The following is a 24,697-nucleotide window of genomic DNA, read 5'->3' as shown; positions in this document are numbered from 1 at the left end:
CGATCCGGCAGGAGCAGCAAGCGTGAAGTTCGACGCGCTGATCAACGAGGGTGAGTACTTCCCGTCCTTCTACCTGGACGAGATCCTGCCCAAGCAGCTCAAGACGGGCCGTCTGAAGGAGTGGGCGGCCGAGGAACGGCAGGGGCGCCCGACGCCACGGCAGGGACTCCGGGACCTCACCGGGCCCTACCTCGACGTACGGATCACCGTGGGCGGCGAGGCCGAGAAGTTCAATCCCCTGCCCGACCCGGAGGCCGTCGCCGCCCAGCAGACGGCGACCGAGAAACTGAAGTCCCGCAGCGGCTCGGAGGAGCCGCCCGTCTTCCAGCCCGAGGCCGCGCAGCGCACGTACGGAGACAGCCCCGAGGAGACGTGGCGCGCGAACCTGCACGCCTGGCACGTCCGGGTCCTGACCGCCCTCGGCTTCACCCCCCGTCCCGGTCACCTCACCGTGCACGGCGCAGCCGGCTCTGCCGCGGTGCCCGTGGCCCATAGCGAGCCGGGTATCGCCGTACTGACCGGCGGCTTCGCCGACGATGTCGCCGGCGCGCGGGGTGACGGCTCAGCCAACCGTCTGGCCGTGCCCGTCCGTGTGGCCTCCGGCAAGACGCTCACCACGGTCACGGACCTCGCCGCCTGGCTGCTCGCCGCCGACAACGCGCCCCGCTATCTGCTGCTCCTGTTCGGCGGGGTCATGGTTCTCGCCGACCGGGAGCACTACGCGCGCGGTCGTCACCTGGCGGTCACCCTGGAGGTCGCCCTGCCCCGCAAGGGCATCAAGGGCGCGACCGCCGGCGAACTCGACGTGATCGCCGCCCTGTTCGGCGCGCCGTCCTTGCGTCCCACCCAGGACGGCGGGGACGACGACATCGCCCGCCTGGTGGCGGAGTCCCGCGACCACTCCGTGGGCGTGACCAGCGACCTGCGTGAGGGCCTGAAGAAGTCCGTCCAGCTGATCGCCAACGAGGTCCTGGACCTCGCGGGCAAGAAGGGCGTCAGGCCCGACGACCTCCCCGAGTGGCTCCCGGACGCGCTGGCGGAGCCCGGCGCACTCCCGGACCTTCTCACCAACGAGTCGCTGCGCTACCTCTACCGCATCCTCTTCCTGCTCTACGCGGAAGCCCGCCCCGAGCTGGACATCCTCCCGATGAAGAGCGAGGAGTACGTCCAGGGCTACAGCGTGGCCCGGCTGCGCGAACTGGCGGTCCAGGAGAAGCTGTCCAGCACCTCCCGCGACCGCCACCACTTCCACGACTCCCTGGACCTGCTGTTCAAGAAGGTCTTCACCGGCCACCCCGTGGCCGACACGATCACCTCCCGCGACGCCGTGCAGCGCACGGACCGCGCAGCGCGGGACACCGAGACGCCACAGCTGTCCGAGGACGACGGCTACGAGGGCGTACGCATCGAGGCCCTGAAGTCCCGGCTCTTCGACCCGGCCTCGATCAAGCTCGTCGACCAGACGATCACGCACCCCGACGACATCGCCCCCGACGGCACGGTCTCCGCCACGGCCCGCCGCCTGGACCTGCGCCTGCGCAACAAGGTCCTGCACCAGGTGCTGCGCAATCTGACCGTCGTCGAGGGCCGCGGACGCGGCGGACGCGGCGGCTTCATCTCGTACGCGAACCTCAGCATCAACCACCTCGGCGCGGTGTACGAGGGCCTGATGTCCTACACCGGTTTCATCGCCGACGAGCCGCTGTACGAGGTCGCCAAGGGAGGTGACCCCAGCGGTGGGTCCTGGCTGATCCGTGCCAGCCAGGTCGGCTCGGGACGCTACCCCGACGGCCCGAACGACAGCGTCTTCGTGAAGACGGAACTGAACCCGGAGACCAACGAGCGGGTGCCGCTGCCGCACAAGGTCGACTCGTACGTGTACCGCCTGGCAGGCCGCGACCGCCAGACCAGTGCCTCGTACTACACGCCGGAATCCCTCACTCAGGCCACGGTCGAGCAGACCCTGCGCTTCCGCCTCGACGAGAAGGGCGAGGTCGACCCCAAGGAGCCGGAGAAGGCGTGGGTGAACGCGCCGGATGTGCTGCGGTGGCGTGTGTGCGAACCGGCCCTGGGCTCCGGTGCGTTCCTCAACGAGGCCGTCAACCAGCTCGCCGAGCTGTACCTGCGGCTCGCCCAGCGCGAGCGAGGCGTCGAGATCGACCCCGAGGACTACCAGCGCGAGCTGCAGAAGGTGAAGGCGTACATCGCCCTGCACAACGCGTACGGTGTCGACCTCAACGAGACGGCCGTCGAACTCGCCGAGATCTCCCTGTGGTTGAACACCATGCACCGGGGCATGAAGGCGCCTTGGTACGGCCTGCACCTCCACCGGGGCAACTCCCTGGTCGGCGCGGCCCGGAAGGTGTACCCCGGCAACTCCCTGAGCAAGGGCGGCTGGCTGACCACGAAGGCACCGCAGCGCCCCCGGCACGTACCGCTCGGCGAGAAACTGAAGGCCCGTGAGGTGCACCAGTTCCTGCTGCCTGCGATGGGTTGGGGCTCGATCGGCGAGAAGGTGTCCCTGCGAACGCTGAAGAAGGGCACACCGGAGGAGACGGTGAAGGCCGTGGTTGACGGTGATGTCGTCGACTGGCTGGAGCCCGAACTGGTCGACGCGATGCGCAAGTGGCGCTCGGCGATGCGGCGCAACCCGAAGGGGGACCCCAAGCGGGCGGCGCCGAAGAAGAAGGTGGCGCCGACCGCGGAGAAGCTGGCGGAGGAGGACGCCCGGCTGGGGCAGGGGGCGTTCGATTTCGGGCTGGAGATCTGGGAACAGCCGTCGTTGGGGGTTGCCGCGGGGGACGGCGGCGTTGATGGTGGCAGTGGCGTCAGTCGTGGCGACCGTGGTGGTCGGGGCTCGACGAGGGCCGTGGCTTCGGCAGAGGGCGACACGGAACCCGGGGAGAAGACCCAGACCGGGCGCCTGATCAAGCTCGCCCGACGGGTCGAGTATCTGTGGGACCTGGTCGTGATGCGGCTGACGCTCTCCGAGCGGGAGATCTCACGGCATGTGGATGTCTGGGGCGCGGCGATTCCGCGGGACGGGCAGGAACCGGGGCCGGGCGGCGGCCGTGACGGCCATGCGCCGATGGACCGGGACGCCGTCCTGGAGGCTCTCCACCGCAAGGGCACTCCGTATTGGCGGCTCAAGCAGCTCATGGACGCCTGGTGCGCGCTGTGGTTCTGGCCGCTGGAGCAGGTCGGGTTGCTCGACGGTTCCGATGAGTTCTGGTACCGGCCGAACGGGGAGGACCGCACCACGCTGAGGAAGGACGACCCCAGGCGTACGGTCCCGCTCCGCTCCCTGGACGACTGGATCGAATTCGCGGAAGCCGTGGTCGGCCGGGTCGACGTGGACACGGGGGAGGGGCAGCAGGCCTCGCTCCTGTCCTTCGACGGCGTCAAGAGTCTGGACGAGCTGGACGACAAGGAGCAGGAACTCGACCAGAAGATGATCGAGACGCTGGCCTGGTCCAGGCCGGCGGATCTCGGGGACACGTTCCCCTGGTACGAGACCGTGGGGCGGATCGCCAAGGAACGGGGCTTCTTCCACTGGGAGTTGGACTTCGCGCATGTTTTTGCGGAGGGCGGCTTCGATCTGATGGTGGGGAATCCGCCGTGGGTCCGGCAGGAGTGGGACGAGAATGGCGTCCTTGCGGAGATCGAGCCGTGGTTCGTGCTGGGTGGGAAGGCTGCCGAGGCCGGCCGGGAAGAGAACGTGGCCGAGCTGCTGTGCAAACCTGAGCATCGGTCGTTCTATCTGGGTGAGCTGGGGACCGTCGCAGGTGTTTCGGAGTTCCTGTCGTCGGTGGATACGTATCCGGAGCTGGTGGGGACGCGGCCGGATATGTATCGGGCGTTCATGTTGCTGGGGTGGAGGGCTACCGGTGAGCGGGGCGTGGCGGGGCTGATTCATCCGTCGACGCATTTGACGGGGGCGAAGGAGGCGGCGCTGCGCGGAGCCGCCTACCGACACCTGCGCTTCCACGCGGACTTCACCAATGAGCTACTCATCTTCGCCAACCCGGTGGGTAACAGCAGTCACTTCAGTGTCAATGTGTATGGCAAGGAGCAGGACATCTGCTTCCAGCACATGAGTTGGCTGCTCCACCCGAGTGTGCTGGTCAAGTCCTTCCGCCATGCCGGAGAGGGGCCCTTGCCGGCCGTTAAGGACAGAGGAAAGTGGGACTTGCGTCCGCATCGGGACCGGATCGTTACGGTGGACCGCGCACGCCTGGCCGAGTGGCGTGAACTGGCGAGTGAGGAGAATCCGCCGCCGGTCGAGCAGGCCAAGCTCCTCTACCCCGTGACACGGGCCGAGGAGGCGGCGATCGTGGTGCTCGGTAGGTGGACCCATCGACTCCGCTCGATGAATCCGCGGATCAGTGGCGGCTTCAACGAGAAGACGGACCGTACGGCGGGTTACTTCGCCTGGACGCCCGGCTCTGTCGACAGCTGGCAGGACGTCATCCTCCAAGGGCCGCTGATCAGCATTGCCACTCCCTACCACAAGCAGCCGCCCGAAGGCGGGTCGAAGAGCATGCGCGATTACGAGCCTTGGGGCCACCTGGATCTCGCGGTAGATGCGGCACCGCGCACGAACTACCGCCCCGCAGGCGCCCGCTCAAGATTCGCTGACGCGCAGGACCGCTGGGTGGACCACAACAGGCTCGCGCAGCTCTGGGGCGATCCGGAGGCGGTCGCGACTGCGAAGGCTGCTGCTATGGCGGCCAATCCTGAGCTGGAGGACGAAGACCTGGACAGGGTTGTCGATGCGCTTCTGCGGGCTGCGAGTGTGCGGCCATACTCTGAGTTCTACCGGGTGGCATGGCGCAGGCAGATCGCCTCCAACACAGAGCGCAGTCTGTTCGCGGCTCTTGTCCCGCCCGGGCCCGTCCACGTCGACCTGGTGAATTCCATGTCGTTGGGCAGTACCACCGACACCGCGCTGGCGGCCGGTTTCATGGCCGCGCTGCCCTTGGACTACTACCTGCGCGCCACAGGCCGTAACGACCTCCGTATTGGCGAGGCCAAAACCCTCCCCGCTCCCACGCCAAGCCACCCACTCGCCCCGGCCCTCCTCCTCCGCACCCTCCGCCTCAACTGTCAGGCCAACGCCTACGCCCCCCTCTGGGAAGAGCTCTACGACCCCACCTGGCAGCAAGACACCTGGGCCGCAACTACCGCCTGGCCCGAAGCCGCACCCCCGCTCACCGACGGCGTAGCCCGAACCTGGACCCGCGACACCCCCCTCCGCACGGAGTTCGCCCGACGTGCGGCCCTCGTCGAGATCGACGCCCTGGTCGCTGTCTGGCTTGGTATTAGCGCGGACGAGCTGGTGGCCATGTACGACGCCAGGTTCCCCGTGCTCCAGCAGTACGAGGAGAGCATGTGGTTCGACGCGGCAGGCCGCCGTATCGCGAAGGCACATCAGCAGTACGGATACGGTCAGCCCAAGGGGGCCTGGAAGGAACTGAGTTCAGCGGAGGGCTTTCCGAACGAGTACAAGGTCCCAGACGGCTACACCGGCCCCCTCCACCGGGCTCACCGCAAGGACGAGATGAGAGCCGCCCACGCCGAGTTCACCCGTCGCCTGCGCAAGGCCGGCTGGGAGCCCGGTGATACACAGCCCCCAGAAAACACCGAGAACTGACCAGGTCCCGCCCATGCGAGAGCCCTGCCGTTCGACTGGAACCGGCAGGGCTCTCGCATACGTACGAGCGTCAGACGAGCCGTCCCGACGAGGCCAACCTGACGAAACCCGCCCACGCCTCACGCGACACCGTGAGGACGGGCCCGGCGACGTCTTTGGAGTCCCGGACGTGCACAACGGCGTTACCGGCCGCGACCTCTACACACTGGCCGCCCTCAGTTCCGCTGTAGCTGCTCTTGAACCAGGCGAGGCCGGATGCGGTGGTCGAGGACTCAGCGTTGTTCATAGCGATCCCAGTAACCCTTCGATGAACCTGAGTGACTCCCGTGGAGAGAGTGCCTGCGATCGAATAATCCCATAGCGGGCGGCGGCGAGAACCGCCTGTTCTGGGTCGGTCTCAAGAGTGCTGGTTGCGTGAGTCTCGGCGTATACGAACTTCTTGCTGTCCTTCCGCGTGACGACCGTGAACGGTCCGTTCACGCCCGCGTTGTCCTCGCAGTCGATCGGCATGACCTGGATCTCGACGTTCCGCTTCTGGCCGATCAGCAGAAGTTGCTCCAACTGTCCCCGCAGCACGTCCTTGCCGCCGTACAAGTGCCGCAACACCGACTCGTCCATGACGAAACCCAGTAGCGGCGCGGGGCACCGGTCGAAGATGTCCTGCCGAACCAGCCGGGCGGCCACCCGCTGCTCGATCGTTTCCTGGCCCAGAGGCGGACGCCGCATGGCGAGCAGGGCCCTCATGTACTCCTCGGTCTGCAGCAGTCCGTTGACGACATGCGTGTCGTACATGAGCAGCTCAAGGCACGCCTTCTCCAACGCCGCCATCCCCTGGAAGAACACCGGATACTGCGCCCGCTCCACCTGCTCCTTCCACAGGCACAGCAGCCCGTCGGCGTCCAGCACCTCGTCCGCCCGGTCGATGGTCTGGGGTGACGGAATCCTCCGCCCCTGCTCGAACGAGGCGATCGTGGAGGCCGAGTACCCGAGCCGTCTCCCGAACTCCTCGCGCTCCATCCCCTTCCGCAGGCGCAGTGTCTTCATGGTCTGCCCGAATGCCGTGACGATGCCCCGTCCGGCCTCGTCCTCGGGGCGCCGCCCGGCACCGTCGTCGCACTCCCATCCGTCCCCGAGGTTCACGACCGCTCCGCCGTCACCGCCCGAAGGGGACTCCGCCCCCGCCGCCGTACCCGCACGCTCCGTCATCGACCACCGCCTCCCCCGACCAACGCCCCTCCCGGGGACGCGGTCACGCCGCGCGCCTCTTACACGTGCACACACCGCGCGTACAGCAGGTCCGCGTCGGTGCGTCACCACTGGTCACGCTACGCCACCAACGCGAACGTGGTCGGCATGACGACCAAGCCCGACACCCCCACCGGCGCTGCCCAACTCGCCACGCCCACCACCAACTTGATCAGCGCCCCGGACCCGGCGGACCACACCTTCGCGATGCGCTTCACCTCCACACCCCGTGGGGCCCGTCTCGCCCGCCGGCTGGTGGCCGTCCGCCTGGATGCATGGGGGATGCCCTACGGCACCGAGCCCCACGAAGCGATCGTGCTGATCGTCGCCGAGCTGGCCGCGAACGCCGTGCGGCACGGCCATGTCCCAGGCCGGGATTTCCACCTCCGTCTGTGCCACGAGGAACGGTCCGGGGCCGCCCGTGTGGAAGTCACCGACACCCGCGGCGAGCGCATGCCGCCCCGACCGGCCGTCGCCCACCCGGTCCCAGGCGTTACCGAGAGCGGTCGAGGGCTCCTCCTGGTCGCCCATCTCGCCGCCCGCTGGGACTGGCACCTACGGCCCGACGGCCCCGGCAAGACCGTTTGGGCGGAGTACGTGCTGCCGGGCACGGGCACGGGCGCAGCGCGCTTCGTCCCCGGTGATCTGTGAAGCGCAGGGTGCACTGTCAGTGCCGCGTCGTAGAGTGGAGCGTGATCACCCGAGGTAGCGACGGGCGCGCCGGGTGATCGGACCGCACGCCGCGACACGGGATACGGGGGCCACCGCGCGTCATGAGACCCACACTGGCCGCGCAGACGCTGCGCGACACCACGGTCGAGTATCTGACGACGACGTTCGCGCTGGCCGAGCCCGACACCCAGGACGCCCTGGAGGACTTCCTCACCGACCCGGCAGACGGTCTCTTCCGCGGACCCTATCTGCGCATCCGCCGCCCCTTCCGGCCGGCGGCGGACGGCTGGGAGCGCCATCTCGACTGGTACCCGCCGGAATTCAAGCCGTACGCGCACCAGGCCGAGGCGTTCGCCCGGCTGACGAGCAAGGACGGTCACCGGCCCGAGCCGACGCTGGTGACCACCGGCACCGGGTCCGGAAAGACGGAGTCCTTCCTCTTCCCTGTCCTCGATCACTGCCGGCGGGCGAAGGAAGCCGGGAAACAGGGGATCAAGGCCGTCCTGCTGTACCCGATGAACGCCCTCGCCGGTGACCAGGCGGACCGCCTCGGCGAGCTGCTGACGGATGACCGGCTGCGGGAGGTGACGGCGGGGCTGTACATCGGCGAGGCGTCGTCCCGCGGCACGGCGCCCTACGGGCGGGTGGAGGTGGACCGGGCGGAGATCCGCCGCAACCCGCCGGACATCCTGATCACCAACTACAAGATGCTGGACCTGCTGCTCCAGCGGCAGCAGGACGCCTCGCTGTGGCGGGACGCCGACCTGGCGTACGTAGTGATCGACGAGTTCCACACCTACGACGGAGCACAGGGCACGGACGTGGCCATGCTGCTGAGGCGGCTCGCGGCCGTCGTGGGAGCGGTCGAGGAGGGGCGGCCGCTCGGGCCGATCTGTCCGGTGGCGACCTCCGCGACCCTCGGTTCCGGGACCGCGGCGGGCGGGGCCGGCGCCATGCTGCGCGTGGCCTCACAGGTGTTCGGGACGCGGTTCCCGGAAGACGCAGTGGTAGGGGAGGACCGGCGGGACATCGAGGAGTTCCTGTCCCCGGTCGATCACTCACTCCCCCTGCCGTCCCCGGCCGAGCTGGCCGCCCTGCCCGACCCGGCGCGGACGCCCGGCGGCCTGGACGCCGTCGCCCGTGCGACCGTCGGGTGCGACACCGCCGATCCGCGCGAGCTGGGACGACGGCTGCTGGCCCATCCGCTCACCCGCGAGCTGTTGGGTGCGAAGGACGAGCCCCTGACGTCCTTCGACGCACTCCAGGCGTTTCCCGCCACGTCGGCGTGGCGGGCCGCGGCCGTACAGGAGCCGGACGATGCCGCGGCCGCGCTGGCGCGGTTCGTGGCGCTGATCTCGGTGGCCCGGGACCCGAAGGCGCCCGCCGGGAAGGAGCGGCCGCTGCTCCTCGTGGAGACGCACCTGTGGCTGCGGGCGCTGTCGCGCGTGCTGCGGTTCGTGGCACCGGAGCCGGTGTTCTCCTGGTCGGACGCGGACCAGGCCGCGCTCGCCGGACCGGATCGTGCGGAGGAGGAGCGGCGGGCCGTGGCCCGGGCCGCGCAGGTGGAGCGGCGGCGGCAGGCCCAGCGCTCCGGACGGCTGCCCGCGGCCTACTGCCGGCACTGCGGCCGCTCCGGCTGGGCGGCGATCTGCCCCGACCGCAATCCGCAGAACCTGGTGCACACACCGGACGAGATCTACCGCGCCAGCCCGGCCGGTGGCGCCGCCAAGGGGCGGGTCCGGGCGATGATCGCGGCCACCCCGGCTGAGGCGGCCGAGCAGGCCCGCGCCATGCTGGCCCGCCGGGCGGCCCGGCGGGCCCGCCGAGGTGCCGCACACGACGCGACCTTGATGGTCCTGGAGGACAACGGCCGGACCCTGCGCAGACTGGACCCGGACGAGGTCCTGCTCGACAACGACCGCATTGCTCCGGCGCCCGAGAACGGCGTCTATGTATGGGTCTGGTTCGACAACGAGGAACAGAGCGAGTACGCCAAGCAGGACCGCTGCCCGGCCTGCGGACAGGCGCAGGGCATCCGCTTCCTCGGTGCCGGTGTCGCCCCGCTCGCCTCTGTCGTGGTGACCCAGCTCTTCACCGGCGGTGAGCTGCCGAAGCAGGACAAGGACAAACGCGACCGTCGCAAGACGCTGATCTTCAACGACTCGGTGCAGGACGCGGCCCACCGCGCGGGATTCGTGGCCAGCCGGTCCTGGAAGTTCTCGCTGCGCTCCCTCATCCACGAGCAGCTGACGGAGCGCCTCCGCACCAGCCCGGAGCTCGCGGCCGACGGTGTCCCGCTGAACGAGCTGATCTCCTCCCTGGTCAGCCGGGCCGCCGTCCCGGAAGAGCGGCTCCTCTCCTCCGTCGTACCTCCCGACCTGCACGACGTGGACCGGGTCAAGCGCCTGCTCGCGGGCAAGAAGCGCATCCCGGAGTCCACCTGGGAGCTGGTCGGCGAGCGCCTCGCCTTCAACACCTTGCTGGAGTTCGGCCTCTACTCCCGTCTCGGCCGCACCCTGGAACTCACCCGCACGGTTGCGGCCGAGGTGCACCTTCCCCACCCCGAGGCGGCGGCCAAGGCGGCGGAATCCCTCTACCGCCTCCAGCAGGACAAGCTCCTGCCGACGGCCGCGGCGGACGCGGAGCCCGCTGCGGAGGAGAGCGACGCCGGCGGCACGGGAACGCCGCACGCCGTCATCCCGGCCGAAGAGCCGGAGCGACTGCGCTACTTCGAGGGCTATGTGCGCGGGCTCCTCGAACACGTCCGGCAGATCGGAGGCATCCACCACAAGTGGTTGGACACCTTCATCGACGAGGAGGGCCGCACTCGGTACTCCATCACCACGGGCCGCGCCCCCGGTATGCCCCCGTTCGGCCGCCACTCGGAAGCCCCCGCGTTCGTACTGGTGGGCGCCCGCGGTGGGCGTACCGACTTCGAACGGGTGGACACCCGGGACAGCTGGTACGTCGACTTCACCCAGCGGTGCCTGGAGCTGGACCGGGAGTCGGCAGGGGAGTATCTGGCGGCGCTCTTCGAGCAGTTGGCCGACGACAGTATTGGCGCCCTGGCCCGGCGGCGGACCAATCCGGCGGACAAGCAGCAGGGACACGGCGTGTACGGGCTCACCCCCGGACACGTCCGGCTGCGCCCGCTGGACGACGCACAGACCGCGCGAGCCGCCCTCACCTGCCCCGAGTGCGGCTGGACACAGACCGTGCCGCCGGAACGGGCCGCGGTGTGGCAGGGCACCCGCTGCCCGCTCAAGCGCTGCGAGGGAGCCCTCGCCCGGCCGTCGGCGGAGGTCGGCGGTCGCGCAGCCCGCGACTACCGCTCCGACTACTACCGACGCCTGTACCGGGAGGCGGAGCCGTACAGCGTGGTCGCCGCCGAACACACCGGCGTCCTCAAGCGCAAGGAACGCGAAGAGGTGGAGAAAGGTTTCCGGCGCGGAGTCCAGCACACCGACCCGAATGTCCTTTCCTGCACCCCGACCCTCGAACTCGGCATCGACATCGGGCAGTTGGAGGCGGTCATCCTCGCCTCTCTGCCGCCGTCCACGGCCGGTTACGTCCAGCGCGTCGGACGTGCGGGCCGCGCCACCGGCAACGCCTTCATGGTGACGCTGGCCGACACCAGCCCGCGCGCGCTGTATCACCTCGCCGAACCACAGCACCTCATCGCCGGCCCCATCCTGCCGCCCGGGTGCTTCTTGTCCGCGGGCGAGCTGTTGTGCCGCCAGTACACCGCGTATCTGATCGATCGTGCCGCCCGGGGCGACCTGGAGGGCGTCATTCCCCTTCCGGATCGGGTCACCCAACTCATGGGCCGTGAGGGATGGTTGGCACGGTTCAGTAAAGCCGCAGCCGGGCGTATGGACCTGGCGGAGGAGTTCCTGCGCCTGTTCCCCGAGATCGACGGGGTCCCCGGTTCCGGCGCCTCCCGCGACGCCCGCAAGGCGCTGCGACGCTTCGCGGAGCACAAGCTGGCCGACGATCTGTGCGATGCCGAGCGGGCCTGGGAGGAAGAGCGCGCCGAACTCGCCCGGCGCCGCCTCCTGATCAACGATGCGGCCGACTGCCTCCAAGAGGCCGTGGAGGACGAGGCACGCGAAAAGCGCAACCTGGTCCGCGAGGCGACCGGCGTCACCAAACTCCTCGCGAAGATGGCCCAGACGGACGCACAGAGCTTCCTCGTCGAACACGGGCTGCTGCCCAACTACAGCCTCGTCGAGGACGGCGTACGCCTGGAGGCGATGCTCAGCTACAAGGAGCCTGCGCGGAAGGCGCGGGCGACGGACGAGGGCGGGGCCCCCAAGGCCCGTTGGAGCAACGACCCGCGGACGTACGACCGGCCCGCCGAAGCCGCGCTCACTGAACTCGCTCCGGGCAACGCCTACTACGTACGCGGCTACCGGCACGTCGTCGACGGCTTCGACCTCGGCCCCAACAGGCGGGACACCCCCGACGGCACGCCCGCAGGGCTGCAGACATGGCGGGTGTGCAAGGAATGCGGTCACGTCCGCACGGGTGCGCGTGCCGAGCAGGACACCTCGGCCTGCCCGCGCTGCGGCGGCTCCGGTATCGGCGGGCGCACGGCCTTGCACCGAGTGGTGGTGCCCCGCAAGGTCACCGCCCATGACAAGCGGGACGACGCCCGGATCGTCGACGACAGGGACAGCCGCACCCGGACCAGGTACACGACCGTCACCGCCGTCGACATCGACCCGGCCGACATCAAACAGACCTGGCGTCACCAGAAGACCACCTTTGGTGTGGACCACGTCCGCGAGGCGGTCATCCGCCGCTTCAACCTCGGCAAGAGCAGGCACGGCAGGCGCAACGACACGTACTTCGCCGGTACCGAAGTGGCCATCACCGGCTTCACCGTCTGCCCGCGGTGTGGCGGCGCCACCGACCGCGAGCCCGGCCACGGACCCGCACAGGACACGGTCAGCCAGTCCCTGCTCGGCCGGGCCGAGCTGGCGCACCACCGGCCGTGGTGCCCCACCCGGCGCCGCGACAAGCAGGCCAGGCCGGACGACACGCAGGTGATCACCGCCACCGAGCACCGCACGGAAGCCCTGCGTATCCTGCTGCCCGCCGCCACGCTGAACGTCCCCGAGCGCCTCGCCTCCTTCTCCGCCGCTCTCCACCTCGGCCTGGCTCAGCGATACGGCGGCGACCCGGCGCACATCCGTTCCGCACCCGCCACCGAACCCGACCGCGAGACCGACCTCACCCGCAACTACCTGGTCCTGTACGACGCCCTGCCTGGCGGCACCGGCTATCTGCAGCGCCTTGTGGACCGCGACGGCGAGGAGTTCCGCGCAGTACTCGCCGCCGCCCAGCGAGAGCTGCGGAAGTGCCCCTGCAAGGACACCCCGCGCCGCGCCTGCCACCGCTGCCTGCTCGGCTACGCCCCGGAGCGTGACTACAAGGACCTCGACCGGCAGGAAGCGCTGTGGATGCTGGACCATCTGCTGGGCTCCGACGGCAGCAGCGGATGGGACGTGCGCAAGGACTCGGCCGACGCCGAAATCCGCTTCGCCGACCAGGCGGAGAGCGACCTGGAGCGCCGTTTCATCGAATGTCTCGACCGCTGGCTCACGGCTCCGGGCAACGCCGCCTCGGCGGACCACGCCTCGACGCCCACCGGCCGGAACGGCAAACAGTTCACCCTCACCCGGCCGGACGGCAGCCCGGTTCGCTGGGAGGTCGTCGCCCAGAAGGACCTGCACGGCTACCGCACCCGCCCTGACCTGCTGTTCCGCCCGGTCGCCGGCGACACGACCAGCGACGGGGCACCACCGTTGCCGATAGCCGTCTACCTGGACGGCTACCGCTGGCACGCCTCTTCCCGCACGAACCGCATCGCCGCCGACGCGGCCAAGCGCGCCCGCCTGCGGGCCGATGGGATACTCGTCTGGCAGATCACCTGGGATGACGTCGCGGCCTGGGACCGTGCCCTGAAGAACGAACCGGCGCCGGGCCCGGACGCGGCACCCGATCCGCTCGCCGCCGTCATCGCGGGAGCCGAGGCCGACGCGGCCTGGCCGCCGTACGACGTGACGTCCGTAGCGGGCCCCGGCGCCATGGTGCGCGAGCAGTGGCGGAAGGCGCGACGCGACCCCTCGGAAGTGGACAAGCTCCTGTTCACCGGAGCCGTCCCCTCCCTGCTCGGCTTCCTGCACGACCCCCGGCTGAGCAAGTGGCAGCAGCTCGCCCAGCTCGCCGTCAGTGTGCCCGCCGCCCTGCGCAAGCGGGAGCTGGTCGATGCGGATCCGGTCACCGCCGCCGGGTGGATCGAGGCCGCGGTACGCGGCGAGTCCGAACCGGCCGTTTCGGGACAAGGGATCAAGCTGCTGTCGTTCCAGGACGGCTCCGGGGTGCCGCTCGTCGTCGCCGGAGCCCGGCGTGCCGACGGCAAGGCGTTGCGGTGGAGTGCCCTCGCCGTGCTCGACGACCGGCCGGAGGCCGTCGAGGGGGACCGGGCCGACCACCGCCGCCGGTGGAAGGCGTGGCTGTGCTGGGGCAACATCATCCAGTTCCTCGACCCGACCGGCGGTGGCCAGGCCGACGGTCTGGTGCTCGCCCGCACCACGCTCGATACCTTCGACGCCACGCTGCTCGCCGCCACGGCGGGCCCGGTCAGCGGGCTGCTGCCCGCGCTGCGCGACGAGGCCCAGGGCACCGGGCTCAGCCCGTCCGATGCGGACGACCACTCGCCGGCGGGGGCGGCGGAGGCGAAGGAACAAGCGGCAGCCGAGGCGTCCGAAGCGGGCGACGACATGACTCCACTGGAGCGCACCGCGTGGGAACTCGTTCTGGGGCAACTCTCGAAGTGGGGTGACCCGGAGGTCGCGACACTCGCCGAACGGCTGGCGGCCCGCGGCGATGTCCCCGCGGGCAGGGCGAACTGGGACGTCGACGGTGTGGTGCGCACCGTCGAACTCGCCTGGCCCGGCCCTAAGATCGGGGTAGTCCTGACCGAGGACGCCGAGGACGGCGCGTACATGGCGCAGTGCGCGGCAGCAGGCTGGCAGGTGCGCGCGCCGGATGCCTGGGAAGTCGAGGAACTCGCCCGTCTGCTGGGCGAGAAGGGGGCCGCGGGATGAACTATGGGGCGGGTCGTTCGGCAGGACGGGCCAGGACGCGGGTTCAGGTGGGCCGACAGGCGCACGGTGACCTCGAACGCCGCGGCAGGGCTGTGGCGGACGCGGTGGGAGACTTCGTCCACCGCCTCCGCGCCGACCGAACCAATCGGGCGCTACGCCTGTCCTTCCTGCGTGCCGCGGGAAACAACGGAGACCTCCATCTAGCACACGCCGACAGCCACTGCATGGTCCTGCTCCTGTCGACGGACGACGGAGACGAGATGCGGGTCCTCGCGGTGCGCGACGGAGCACGGGCCCGCGACGAACTCACCCGCCTCACCGTGGAGATCAACCCGGTCTCGGGTGCCGTTGAGGTCGTCGACCAGAGCGAGGTCAGCGCCAACGTCGTCGCACTGCTCGACCGGACCGAAGGCGATGTCCGGGTCGAAGCCGGTGCACCTTCCCCACCTGACGTCGCCGCGCCCCAAGCAGGGCCCCCGCCCTTTGACAGCAGCCTGCGGACGCCCCTGTTCGGTCGGTACGACGACCGCACCCTCACCGGTCTCGGAGTGATTCCTGCTCTGCTGCCCGCCCTCCGCAAGGTCACCACGGACGAGCAGTTCGGGAAACTCCTCACCCACAACCTCCCCGAACTCACCCGTGACGTCCTACTGGCATTGCGTGATCGGGTGGATCCGGAGGACGTGCGGCGGCACATCACGGACAAGTGGCGTGCAGATGAGGATGTCAACACGGGCGACTGGGCGCAGGCGGCCAGGCGTGCCGTCTCCCAGGCGGAAACCGACGACGACGCCGTCCTCGGCGCCTTGGGCAAGAGCTTCGACGCCTGGCGGCTCTTCCTCCACCCGGAGCAACAGCGCCTCGCAACAGGTGACTTCAAGGGGTCGGCGAAGGTGACCGGAGGCCCCGGAACCGGCAAGACCGTTGTCGCCCTGCACCGCGTACGCCATCTCGTTGACCGTCTGCCACCCGGGCATTCCCGCCCGGTGCTTCTCGCCACGTACAACACCAATCTGGCCCTTGATCTCAAAGACAGGTTGGATCAGCTCGGCGGCGATGCGCTGCTGCGCCGTGTCGACGTCAGGCCCGTCGACGCGCTGGCCCGCGAAGTCGTCCAGGAATCCGGGCTGGAGGTGGGGTGGCCGCTGGACGAAGAGGCGGCCATGAACCTGTGGCACACCGTGCTCGCGGAGACGGGCCTGCTCGGATACGACGCCGATTTTCTGGACGCCGAGCTGAAGCATGTGATCCTCGCGGCCCGCTGCGGCTCGTGGGACGCATACCGGCGCGTCAGTCGGGCGGGACGCCCGCGCATCAGCACGGCCCAGAGGCACGACGTATGGCAGCTGGTGCAGGCGTACCAGGACCACTTGGCCGCGCCGCCACGGCAGACGACCTACGCGCTCATCGCCGACCAGGCCGCCGGCCTCGAACAGCGTCGCATGGCCCGTGTCGAGGAGCAGGCCCGCTACAAGGATCAGCAGGGCGGCCGCGACCTCATCCATCGGGAAGCGGGCAGCGGCATGTGGCTCAAGCCCCGCTATCAGCACATCGTGGTCGACGAGGCACAGGACCTCTCCGCCTCGCACTGGCGCCTGCTGCGCGCCATGGTCCACAAAGGGCCGAACGACATCTTCCTCGTCGGCGACGCCCACCAGCGCATCTACGGCAGCCGGATCATCCTCGGCCACCAGGGCATCGAGATCCGAGGTCGCGCCTCGCGCCGTCTCACCCTCAACTACCGCACCACCCGCCAGATCCTGGGCAGTGCAAACCGTCTGATCACCGGGGAATCCTTCGATGATCTCGACAACGGAACCGACACCCTCGACGGCTACCGGTCTGTGCTCACCGGGCTCACCCCCCAGCTCTGGCGGGCCCCCGATCGGCTGACCGAGATGCGTGCCGTGGCCACGCTCATCAAGGAACGCCATGACAGCCACGGCACGCGGTACTCGGCGATGGCCGTCAGCGTCCCGGACGGCAACTCCGCCCAGGAATTCGCCAACGTCCTGGGCAGGGCTCCGTATTGCCTTCCAGTGGTGGAACTCGGCAAGGCGGGCGTGGGCTCCGACCTGGACGCCGTCCGCATCGGCACCATGCACCGCTTCAAGGGGCTAGAGTTCCAGCGTGTGTTCCTGACCTCGGTGGGCGAGGGGCAGGTGCCGCACCAGCGCATCGAGCGGTACCGCTACGACAATCCGGATCGCTACCGCCAGGAGGAGCAGCGAGCCCGCTCTCTGGCGTTCGTCGCCGCCACCCGCGCCCGTGACGAGCTCATCATTACGTGGAGCGGCAAGGCCAGTCGTTTCCTTCAACCGGATGCGGACAAGACCGCCTACCGCGCAACGGACTTGGTCCTGCAGGACGGACCGCCGTCCGGATCCTCAGGATCCGCTGCCGCCTGACTGCGTGGCTCCACGCTCTACAGCGTCGCTCGCTGCGGCCCGTTCGGGAGTTACACCGCTCCCGGATGGGCAGATGCGCACCCTCCTCGCCAGTTCGCCCCGGTTGCGGCGTGCTCCGGGGCCGCGGTCTTACGAATGCGGCTCGGCCCCGCCGCGCCTCACTGCCCCGCCACCACCAACCCCGCCTCGTAGGCGAAGACGGCGGCCTGGGTGCGGTCGCGTAGGCCCAACTTGACCAGGATGCGGCTGACGTGGGTCTTCACCGTTTGTTCGGCGATTACCAGGCGGGTGGCGAGTTCGGAGTTGGAGAGGCCCTGGGCTATCAGGCGGAGGACTTCGGTTTCGCGTTCGCTGAGGTCGGCGATGCGCTCGTTGCGGAGGCGGGGGGTGTGGAGTCGGGAGAACTCTTCGATCAGGCGCTTGGTGACCGTCGGGGCGAGCAGGGCTCCTCCTCGGGCGACGGTGCGGACCGCGTCGGCGAGTTGGTGGGCCGAGGAGTCCTTGAGGAGGAAGCCGCTCGCGCCGACGCGCAGGGCCTCGTAGACGTATTCGTCCGAGTCGAAGGTGGTGAGGATGATGATTTTGACGTCTGGGTTGTGCTTGGTGATGCGCAGCGTGGCTTCCAGGCCGTCGAGGACCGGCATCCGGATGTCCATCAGCACGATGTCCGGGGTGAGTTCGCCGACCTGGCGGACCGCGTCCTCGCCGTTCACGGCCTCGCCGACCACGTCGATGTCCGGCTGCGCATTGAGCAGGATGCCGAAGCTCTCGCGGATCAGGGTCTGGTCGTCAGCGACCAGTACGCGGATCGTCATGCGCCCTCACCCTCGTTCGTCGGGCAGAGAAGGAGTCGTGACTGCATGCCAGTCGTCATGTCGGTCGTCACGTCAGTCGCCTTCGGTGGGCTCGTGGGATCGGTCTTCAGGGCGCTGTCCGGTGTGGAAGGCCGCTCTCGTGTGTCCAGCACGACGTTCCCCTCCCCGTCTGACATGCGCACCGGTGGCCGGGCTGTGGGAAACACGTATGCGGATGTCAGTCCGGCCGTAGGATAACGCGAACTCTCGGGCCGGTAGCCGGGATCCGGCGCGAAGCCTGCTGCTCAGCGGCTCAGCGGCTCAGGGGCTCAGGGGCGATGCGGGACGTCGGCGGTTCCCCGCGGGTCGGCCATCCGCTGCGATGGTGCTCGGGGATGCGGGTGCAGGGGAGTCAGTAGCTCTTGGTGCTCGGACGGCGTCCTGCCAGTAGCTCTCCTTGCTGATTCACGGTGGTCGGTCATACCTGGGAGCTACAGATTCAGTTGGCGCCTGAGCGGGACGATTTTCCGGGTGCGCATTTCTAGCCTTTTCGTCAGTGGGCGGTTGAACGGTTGAGCGGTTGAGCCGTTCGACCGTTGTGCGGTTGTGCGGTTGAACCGATGGCGGGAAGGGGGCGGCCTTCATGCGGGCTCGTAGGTCTCGTAGGTCTCGTAGGTGGGGGAGACGTGGGCTGTTGGTGGTCGTTGCCGCAGCGATGGTGTTGTCGGTCAGTGCGGCGGCACGGTCCGCGGTTGCCGGTACTCCCTCTTCGTCACGGCTTCCCGCCGTCACGGCCGGCACGTTGGATGCGCGTTATGCCGTGAACCGGGCCTCCATTGCCGCGGCCGAGCGCGCCGCGCATCGGATCGGGGACGGTGACCGGGAGCGTCATGTGCGGCAACTGGGTGTGCGGACGCGTCAGTTCCTGGAGTTCAGTGCGGTGGGCGACGGGCAGGCGGTGGAGGTGCTCGGCGACCTTGCGACCGCAGGGCGGGTCGCTGTTCTGGTGCCGGGGTCGGACACGACGGTCGACACCTTCGACTACCTCGGCTCGCGTCGGGCCTCGCTCGGCGGCGGGGCCCGTGCGCTTTACGGGGAGATGCGCCGGGTCTCCCGCGTCCCGGTGGCGGTGGTGGCCTGGTACGGCTATCGCGCGCCCCGGACCATGAGCCGGGATGTGCTGAGCACCGCGCGTGCCGATGAGGGCGGCGGGCGGTTGCGGCGGCTGTTGGCAGAGCTGCGGGCCGTGCATCCGGCGGCGCGTGTGACGCTGCTGTGCCACTCGTACGGATCCGTGGTCTGCGGCAGCGCCGTCGGGGGAGGGGATCGCGCCGAGTTCCCGTCTCTCTCCGGGCTCGCGGTGTTCGGCAGCCCCGGTATGGGTGTGGGGTCGGCGGCGGAGCTCCACGGGGTTCCGGTGTGGGCGGGGCGGGGAGCGAACGACTGGATCGCGGGGGCGCCGCATGTCAGCTTGCCCACCTTCGGGGGGACGGTGGGCTTCGGGGCCGATCCGGTGTCCCGGTCCTTCGGGGCCAGGCTCTTCGGTGCGGGTGCCGGCGGGCACAGCGACTATCTCGTGCCCGGCAGCCTCCCGTTGCGCAACCTCGCGCTGATCGCGGCGGGGCGGACGGCGGAGGTCTCTCGTGGCTGACGTACGCCTCCGCCCTCCGGTCGGGCCCAGCGGGGCGCCGATGGCCGGCAGTGCGGCCGCCGGACCGTCTCTCCTGCGTCGGCTGCACGCGCTGGTCCTCCGGATCGACGCGGCGACCCCGGCCGACCGCGACCGGGCGATCGATGTGCTGCGGGCCCTGTCCGCCATCGGCGTCGTGCTCGGTCACTGGCTGGTGACCGCGGTGACGCTGCGGGCCGACGGTCACCTCATGGGGGACAGCCCGCTGCGCCATATGCCCGCTCTGACGCCGGTGTCCTGGGTGCTGCAGCCTCTGGCGGTCTTCTTCTTCGTCGGGGGGCGGGTCGCGGCCCGGGGCTACGCCACCGCCGGGGCCGGCCGCCCCCACTACGGCCCCTGGCTGGTCCGGCGGATGCGTCGGCTGCTGCGACCGGTGGGCACGCTGTTGTTCCTGTGGATGCTGGTGGTGCTCGGCCTGGCCGTCGCCGGGGTCGCCCACGAGACGATCAGCACGCTGCTGAAGCTGGTGGTCTCGCCCCTGTGGTTCCTGCTGGTGTTCCTCGTGCTGACGGCCGCCAGCCCCCTCGTCCAGCGGGCGCCGGGACGGATAGCCGTGGTGGCGTGCGCCGTCGTGGCCGTGCTGGACCTGGCGCATTTCGCCGGCGGGGGTGTCGACTGGGTCGAGACGGTCCGCAACGTGAACGTCCTCGCGGGCTGGCTGGTGCCGTACTGCCTGGGTGCGGTGTGGGCGGCCGGTGGCTTCGCCCGTCGCCGGCATGCGGTCGCGCTGCTGGTCACCGGAGTCCTGGCGACCGCCGCGCTGATCGTGTGGGGCGGCTATCCCGCCAGCATGGTCGGTGTTCCCGGCACCGCCATGTCGAACCTCAACCCGGTCTCGCTCGCCGCCGTCACGTTCGGTCTGGCCCAGTGCGGCGCGGCCCTCCTGCTGTGCGGTCCGCTGCGCCGGCTCGTCGGGCAGCGGCGGCCCGGCGTCGTTGGGCACTCGCCCGGTCATGTGGCTGGCGATGCTCTCGGTCGTGATCCCGGCCGTGCTCCCGGCGGGCAACGGCGCGCCACGCCCGGTCAGTTCGCCTGGGCGGCCGTGGCCCTGATGAACCTCTCCGTGATCACGATCTTCCTCTGGCACCAGACCGCAATGCTCTCGGCCACCGCGATCACTCTCGCGCTCACCGGTCCGCACTCCGGCCTCCACACCGCGCCCGATACGCCGGGCTGGGTCCTTGCCCGCCTCCTGTGGGTGCCCGTGTTCGCACTGCTGCTGGTGGGACTGTGCAAGGCCTTCCAACACGTGGAGGGGGACGCGCGGGGCGGTCGGAACAAGGTGCTGTGAGCGGCTGTGAGCGGCTGGCGAGCGGCGCCGGTAGCCCTGCCGAGACCCGTGCCAGTACCCGTGCCGATGCCCCTGCCCCTCCCCCTGCCCGGGCCGCCCAGCAGGCGTGCGCCCCGCGCCTTCCCAGGTCCGGCCCCTAAGCTTCCCGATATGGCTCTCTCTTCTGGCCCGCACTCCGGGCAGTGGCTGCGTACCTATCAGCCGGTGGCCGCGCCCCGGTTGCGGCTCGTCTGTTTCCCGCACGCCGGCGGCTCGGCGAGTTTCTTCCGTACCTGGCCCCGGCACCTTCCGGCCGACTGGGAAGTGAGCGCGGTGTGTTATCCGGGCCGTGAGACGCGCATGGCCGAACCCGGCATCACGAGCATGGCGGAGCTGGCCGGCCGGATCGCCGACGTGCTGGAGCCTCAGATGACGTCCCGGACGGTCTTCTTCGGCCACAGCATGGGGGCTTCCGTGGCGCATGAGGTCACCGGGTTGCTCGCCGGGCGCGGGGCGGTGGGTCCGGTGGCGCTTCTCGTCTCGGGCCGGGCCGCTCCGCATCGTCTGCGGCACCTCGGCAGCGGGGACGGGGGCCTCACCGATGAGGAGTTGCTCGCCAGGGTCGGCGGGCTCGGGGGCCCGGGGGCGGACTTCCTGCACGACCCCGAGATGCGGGACCTGTTCCTGCCGCCGATCCGTGCGGACTACCGGCTGATCGAAGCGTATGTGGACGAGCCCAAGGCCCCTGTCGTCGACATCCCCGTCGTCGCCTACTTCGGGTCGGACGACCCTGATCCGGCCCCCGACGCCGTCCGGGCGTGGGCGGAGCTGACCTCGGCCGGCTGCGCGGCGCGGGCGTTTCCCGGGGGTCACTTCTACCTCAGTCCGCACGAGGCCGAGCTGGTCGGCGATATTCGTGAGCGGCTCGTCGCCCTCGGGTGAGACACCGCGCGGCGTCGGGGCGGTGTGGCTGCCCCGGGGGGATTCCTTCACCGTCCGCGACGCCGGTGATCCAGATAGAGCGCCAGGGCGCCCAGGGCCAGCAGGCCGCGGGGCATGCCGCGCCGTTCGCCGCCCTGGGCGGTGCCCCGGTGAGTACGGCTCGTCTGGAAGGAGAGCTGCCGGTTGGACAAGTCGTCGCCCAGGGCCCGTAGTTGCTGGCCGGCGGAACCGGATCCCAGGAGGGCTTCCAGCGTGGTCCGGGCGCCCTGTTGCCAGGAGGCGGCCTCTCCTAGGAGCCGGACCATGATGCCGGGTACCTCCTTCTGGAAGACCTTGGCCAGTGCCAGCTCCGGTGCCAGACAGCGGACCGAACCCTCCAGGTTGGCGAAGGACTTGCCCAGGATCGACACGGCCGGGCTGGAGGCGATGCCGCGCCGGCTCGCCTTCTGCAGGACGGAGGTGAGCGTCACGCCGAAGTCGAGGTCGTCCAGCGAGGCGGAGGCGATTTTGGGGACCAGGGCGGCCATGTCGGAGCGGAAGCCGGGGATGTCCGACCAGGGGGTCGCGCGCCCCATCTCGGTCCACGCCGTGGCCAGCCCGTGCCCGTCGTTCTGCGCGACGCACATCAGCACCAGCAGGAGGCTCATGCTGGTGCGCTGGTCGATGCGGCCGACCATGCCCCAGTCGATGAGGGTGGCGGGTCCGCCCGGTACGGCGAAGACATTGCCCGGGTGCGGATCGGCGTGGAAGAACCGGTCGATGAAGTACCCGCGGTACATGAAGGCGAGCAGTTCGCGGCCCATCTCCTTACGCTCACGGTCGGAGAAGTCCGCCTGGTCGATACGGCGTACCGAGGTGCCCGGCGCCATGGCCTGCACCAGGACCCGCGGCTTGGCGACGATCACTTTGGGGACGTCCAGCGAGCGGAAGCCGCGGATCGACTCGCGCGCGACGTCCATGTTGTCCGCCTCACCGGTGAAGTCCAGTTCGGGTTCCATGGCGTCGAAGACGATGCCGAGCATGGACTCCACGTCCACGACGGAGCTGAAGCGCGGCGCCCCGCGGGTGACCATCCGGGCGGCGCGCCGCAGCATCGCCATGTCCGTCAGGACGTCGTCACGGATGCCGGGCCGCTGCAGTTTGATGACTCCCGGGCGCCCGCCGGCCAGCGTCACCCGGTGGACCTGCGCCAGGGACGCGGCCCCCAGGGGGCGTTCGGTGTCGATGTCGTCGAAGCGGAGCTTCCAGTCCGGCCCGAGGTCGCGCTCCAATGCGGGCTCGAAGACGCAGAAGGGCTGCACCGCCACCTCGTCGTGGAGGTTCTGGAGTTCGGCGATCATGGAGGGCGGGACCATGTCCGGCCGGGTGGAGAGGATCTGCCCGATCTTCACGTAGAAGGGGCCGAGGCTTTCCAGCGCGTTGCGGACGGCCCGGGCCCGTCGCTGTTCGGGGTCCGCCTCGCCGGTGTGCCGCCGCCCGGACCGACGGGTCTCGTCGGCCACCAGCTGACCCAGCACCTTGGCCACCACGCGTACGCGATCACCGACCTTTCCCGCCACTCGCCGGGACCTGCCTTCCTCAACGGATTGTCCGTACGGCCGGTCTGCACGGCCGGTCTGCAGCCCCGCCCCCGGAGCACGAGCCCCCGAGAACGAGCCCCGCCCCCGGAGAACGCCCCCCGGCCGGCCCTACCCACGACCGGCCGGGGGTGACGCGGCCGTCAGCCGGCCTCTACGCCCGCGCCTTCGGCATCTTCGGGACCAGGCCCTGGACGCTCTCCAGCACACTGGTCAGCGTGCCGATCAGCTCGCTCAACTGCGCGATCTGTTGCGGCAGTTGTGCCAATCCGCTCGCCATGTCCGCCGCTCCGCCGACCATGTTGGTGACCTGGCCGGCCGCGGCCAACGGGTTGAGAGCGCCCGCCGCCTGGCCGAGGCCCGCGCCGGGATGGGGTGCTCCGCCGGCCAGCAGCCCCAGGGCGGCGGCCGGATTGCCTGCCGCGCCGAGGGCCGCGAGCGGGTTGCCGGTGAGGGCCAGCGCCGTGAGCGGGTTCACCCCGCCGCTGTTCTTCTTCCCGCTCTTGCCGGTGAGGCCCTGCACCGCGGCGAGGGTGCTCAGCGACCGCAGTGTCTCCGCCGGAAGACCGGCGAGGGCCTGCAGTGGCAGATTGGCCAGGCCGAGGTCCGAGTCCTTGTCATCGTCGTCGCGATCCAGGAGCTCGTCGAACGCCTTCTTCGTGTCATCGGCGATGTCACCGATGAAGTCCCTGAATGTGTCGCTGGTGCCCATGAGCGCAGTCTCCTTGGACTTCGAGGGGACGGGCACCCCGAGCGGGGGCCCGCTGATGCCGCGTGCGCGGCAGCTTTCGTGACACCGGCCGGTTCAGCCGGCGGCGTGGTGCGGTACGGGGTGCCGGCCGCGTCCGTGCAGCAGCAGCCCGGCCGATTCGGGGCGGTGGCCGCACCAGACCACCCGTCCGGTCAGCAGGGTGTGGTCCCACTCCTCCCGGGCCGCCTCGAGCGTGCAGACGATCCGCACCGGCGCCGAGACGAGCAACGGCTGGCCCAGGTGGAAGGCGTGGGAGACACCGTCGAAGCGCCGCTGGGGAGGGCCGGTGGCGAACCGCTCGACAAGATGGCGCTGTTCCCAGCCCAGAACGTTGACCCCGAAAGCACCGCTGCGGCGGATCCACGGCAGGGTCTGCCCCGACGAGGTCAGGGAGACCACCAGCGCGGGCGGGCTCAGGGACAGCGACAGCAGGGCGCTGACCGTGACCCCGACAGGGCCCACCGGGGTGTTCGTGGTCACCACGGACACACACGACGGCACGTGGGCCATCGCCGCGCGGTAGACGTCCGCCGGTGGGGCCTCCGGCCGGGCGGTGTGCGGGGGTGCTGTCACAGGTTTC

The 24,697-nt window shown here is 70.1% G+C and carries 13 protein-coding genes; 7 read left to right on the top strand and 6 right to left on the bottom strand.

Annotated elements, in window-relative coordinates; genetic code table 11:
* Positions 1-22 precede the first annotated feature (22 nt).
* Complete coding sequence (locus Scani_RS01380; RefSeq protein WP_159469154.1) at positions 23-5,653, top strand: Eco57I restriction-modification methylase domain-containing protein; 5,631 nt, start codon at positions 23-25, stop codon at positions 5,651-5,653.
* Positions 5,654-5,723: 70 nt separating this feature from the next.
* Here Scani_RS01380 and Scani_RS01375 read toward each other — a convergent pair whose 3' ends face one another.
* Both Scani_RS01375 and Scani_RS01370 read right to left on the bottom strand, forming a co-directional pair.
* Positions 5,724-5,939 (bottom strand): DUF397 domain-containing protein, encoded by a 216-nt coding sequence (locus tag Scani_RS01375; RefSeq protein WP_159469152.1) that lies wholly within the window; start codon positions 5,937-5,939, stop codon positions 5,724-5,726.
* Entirely contained in the window at positions 5,936-6,859 is a 924-nt protein-coding gene (locus Scani_RS01370; protein WP_159469150.1) for a helix-turn-helix domain-containing protein, read from the bottom strand. The genes Scani_RS01375 and Scani_RS01370 overlap by 4 nt, the downstream gene beginning before the upstream one ends.
* A 147-nt stretch (positions 6,860-7,006) precedes the next feature.
* On the opposite strand from Scani_RS01370, the gene Scani_RS01365 reads away from it, so the two are divergent.
* The 3 genes from Scani_RS01365 (at position 7,007) to Scani_RS01355 (ending at position 17,093) form a co-directional block, all read left to right on the top strand.
* Positions 7,007-7,549 (top strand): ATP-binding protein, encoded by a 543-nt coding sequence (locus Scani_RS01365; protein WP_159469149.1) that lies wholly within the window; start codon positions 7,007-7,009, stop codon positions 7,547-7,549.
* Positions 7,550-7,671: 122 nt separating this feature from the next.
* A complete protein-coding gene (locus tag Scani_RS01360) occupies positions 7,672-14,685 on the top strand; it encodes a DEAD/DEAH box helicase (protein WP_159469147.1) in 7,014 nt (2,337 codons plus the stop codon).
* Positions 14,686-14,909: 224 nt separating this feature from the next.
* Complete coding sequence (locus Scani_RS01355) at positions 14,910-17,093, top strand: ATP-dependent helicase (RefSeq protein ID WP_159469145.1); 2,184 nt, start codon at positions 14,910-14,912, stop codon at positions 17,091-17,093.
* A gap of 158 nt (positions 17,094-17,251) precedes the next feature.
* Here the strand turns inward: Scani_RS01355 and Scani_RS01350 are convergent, their stop codons facing one another.
* Positions 17,252-17,908: a response regulator transcription factor gene (locus Scani_RS01350; protein WP_159469143.1), complete on the bottom strand. Its 657-nt coding sequence runs from the start codon at positions 17,906-17,908 to the stop codon at positions 17,252-17,254.
* Positions 17,909-18,707: 799 nt separating this feature from the next.
* Between Scani_RS01350 and Scani_RS01345 the strand changes: the two genes are divergently transcribed.
* The 3 genes from Scani_RS01345 (at position 18,708) to Scani_RS01335 (ending at position 21,789) form a co-directional block, all read left to right on the top strand.
* Complete coding sequence (locus tag Scani_RS01345; protein WP_246295423.1) at positions 18,708-19,538, top strand: alpha/beta hydrolase; 831 nt, start codon at positions 18,708-18,710, stop codon at positions 19,536-19,538.
* Positions 19,531-20,868, top strand: a complete 1,338-nt coding sequence (locus Scani_RS01340) for an acyltransferase family protein (RefSeq protein WP_174872589.1) — start codon at positions 19,531-19,533, stop codon at positions 20,866-20,868. Before Scani_RS01345 ends, Scani_RS01340 begins: the two co-directional genes overlap by 8 nt.
* A gap of 150 nt (positions 20,869-21,018) precedes the next feature.
* Positions 21,019-21,789 carry a thioesterase II family protein gene (locus tag Scani_RS01335; protein ID WP_159469139.1) on the top strand — a complete coding sequence of 257 codons (771 nt, stop codon included), beginning with the start codon at positions 21,019-21,021 and terminating at the stop codon, positions 21,787-21,789.
* 47 nt (positions 21,790-21,836) lie between these two features.
* On the opposite strand, the gene Scani_RS01330 is transcribed toward Scani_RS01335, so the two are convergent.
* From Scani_RS01330 to Scani_RS01320, 3 genes are all read right to left on the bottom strand, one after another.
* On the bottom strand, positions 21,837-23,348 hold the full coding sequence (locus tag Scani_RS01330; protein ID WP_159469137.1) for an ABC1 kinase family protein: 1,512 nt from the start codon (positions 23,346-23,348) through the stop codon (positions 21,837-21,839).
* Between the two features lie 172 nt (positions 23,349-23,520).
* Positions 23,521-24,078 carry a hypothetical protein gene (locus Scani_RS01325; protein WP_159469135.1) on the bottom strand — a complete coding sequence of 186 codons (558 nt, stop codon included), beginning with the start codon at positions 24,076-24,078 and terminating at the stop codon, positions 23,521-23,523.
* Between the two features lie 93 nt (positions 24,079-24,171).
* Positions 24,172-24,690 (bottom strand): flavin reductase family protein, encoded by a 519-nt coding sequence (locus Scani_RS01320; protein ID WP_159469133.1) that lies wholly within the window; start codon positions 24,688-24,690, stop codon positions 24,172-24,174.
* Between the last annotated feature and the right edge of the window lie 7 nt (positions 24,691-24,697).

Origin of the sequence: Streptomyces caniferus (assembly GCF_009811555.1) — a bacterium.
In the GTDB taxonomy this organism is placed as follows: domain Bacteria; phylum Actinomycetota; class Actinomycetes; order Streptomycetales; family Streptomycetaceae; genus Streptomyces; species Streptomyces caniferus.
This window is presented reverse-complemented; position numbering and strand designations above follow the sequence as displayed.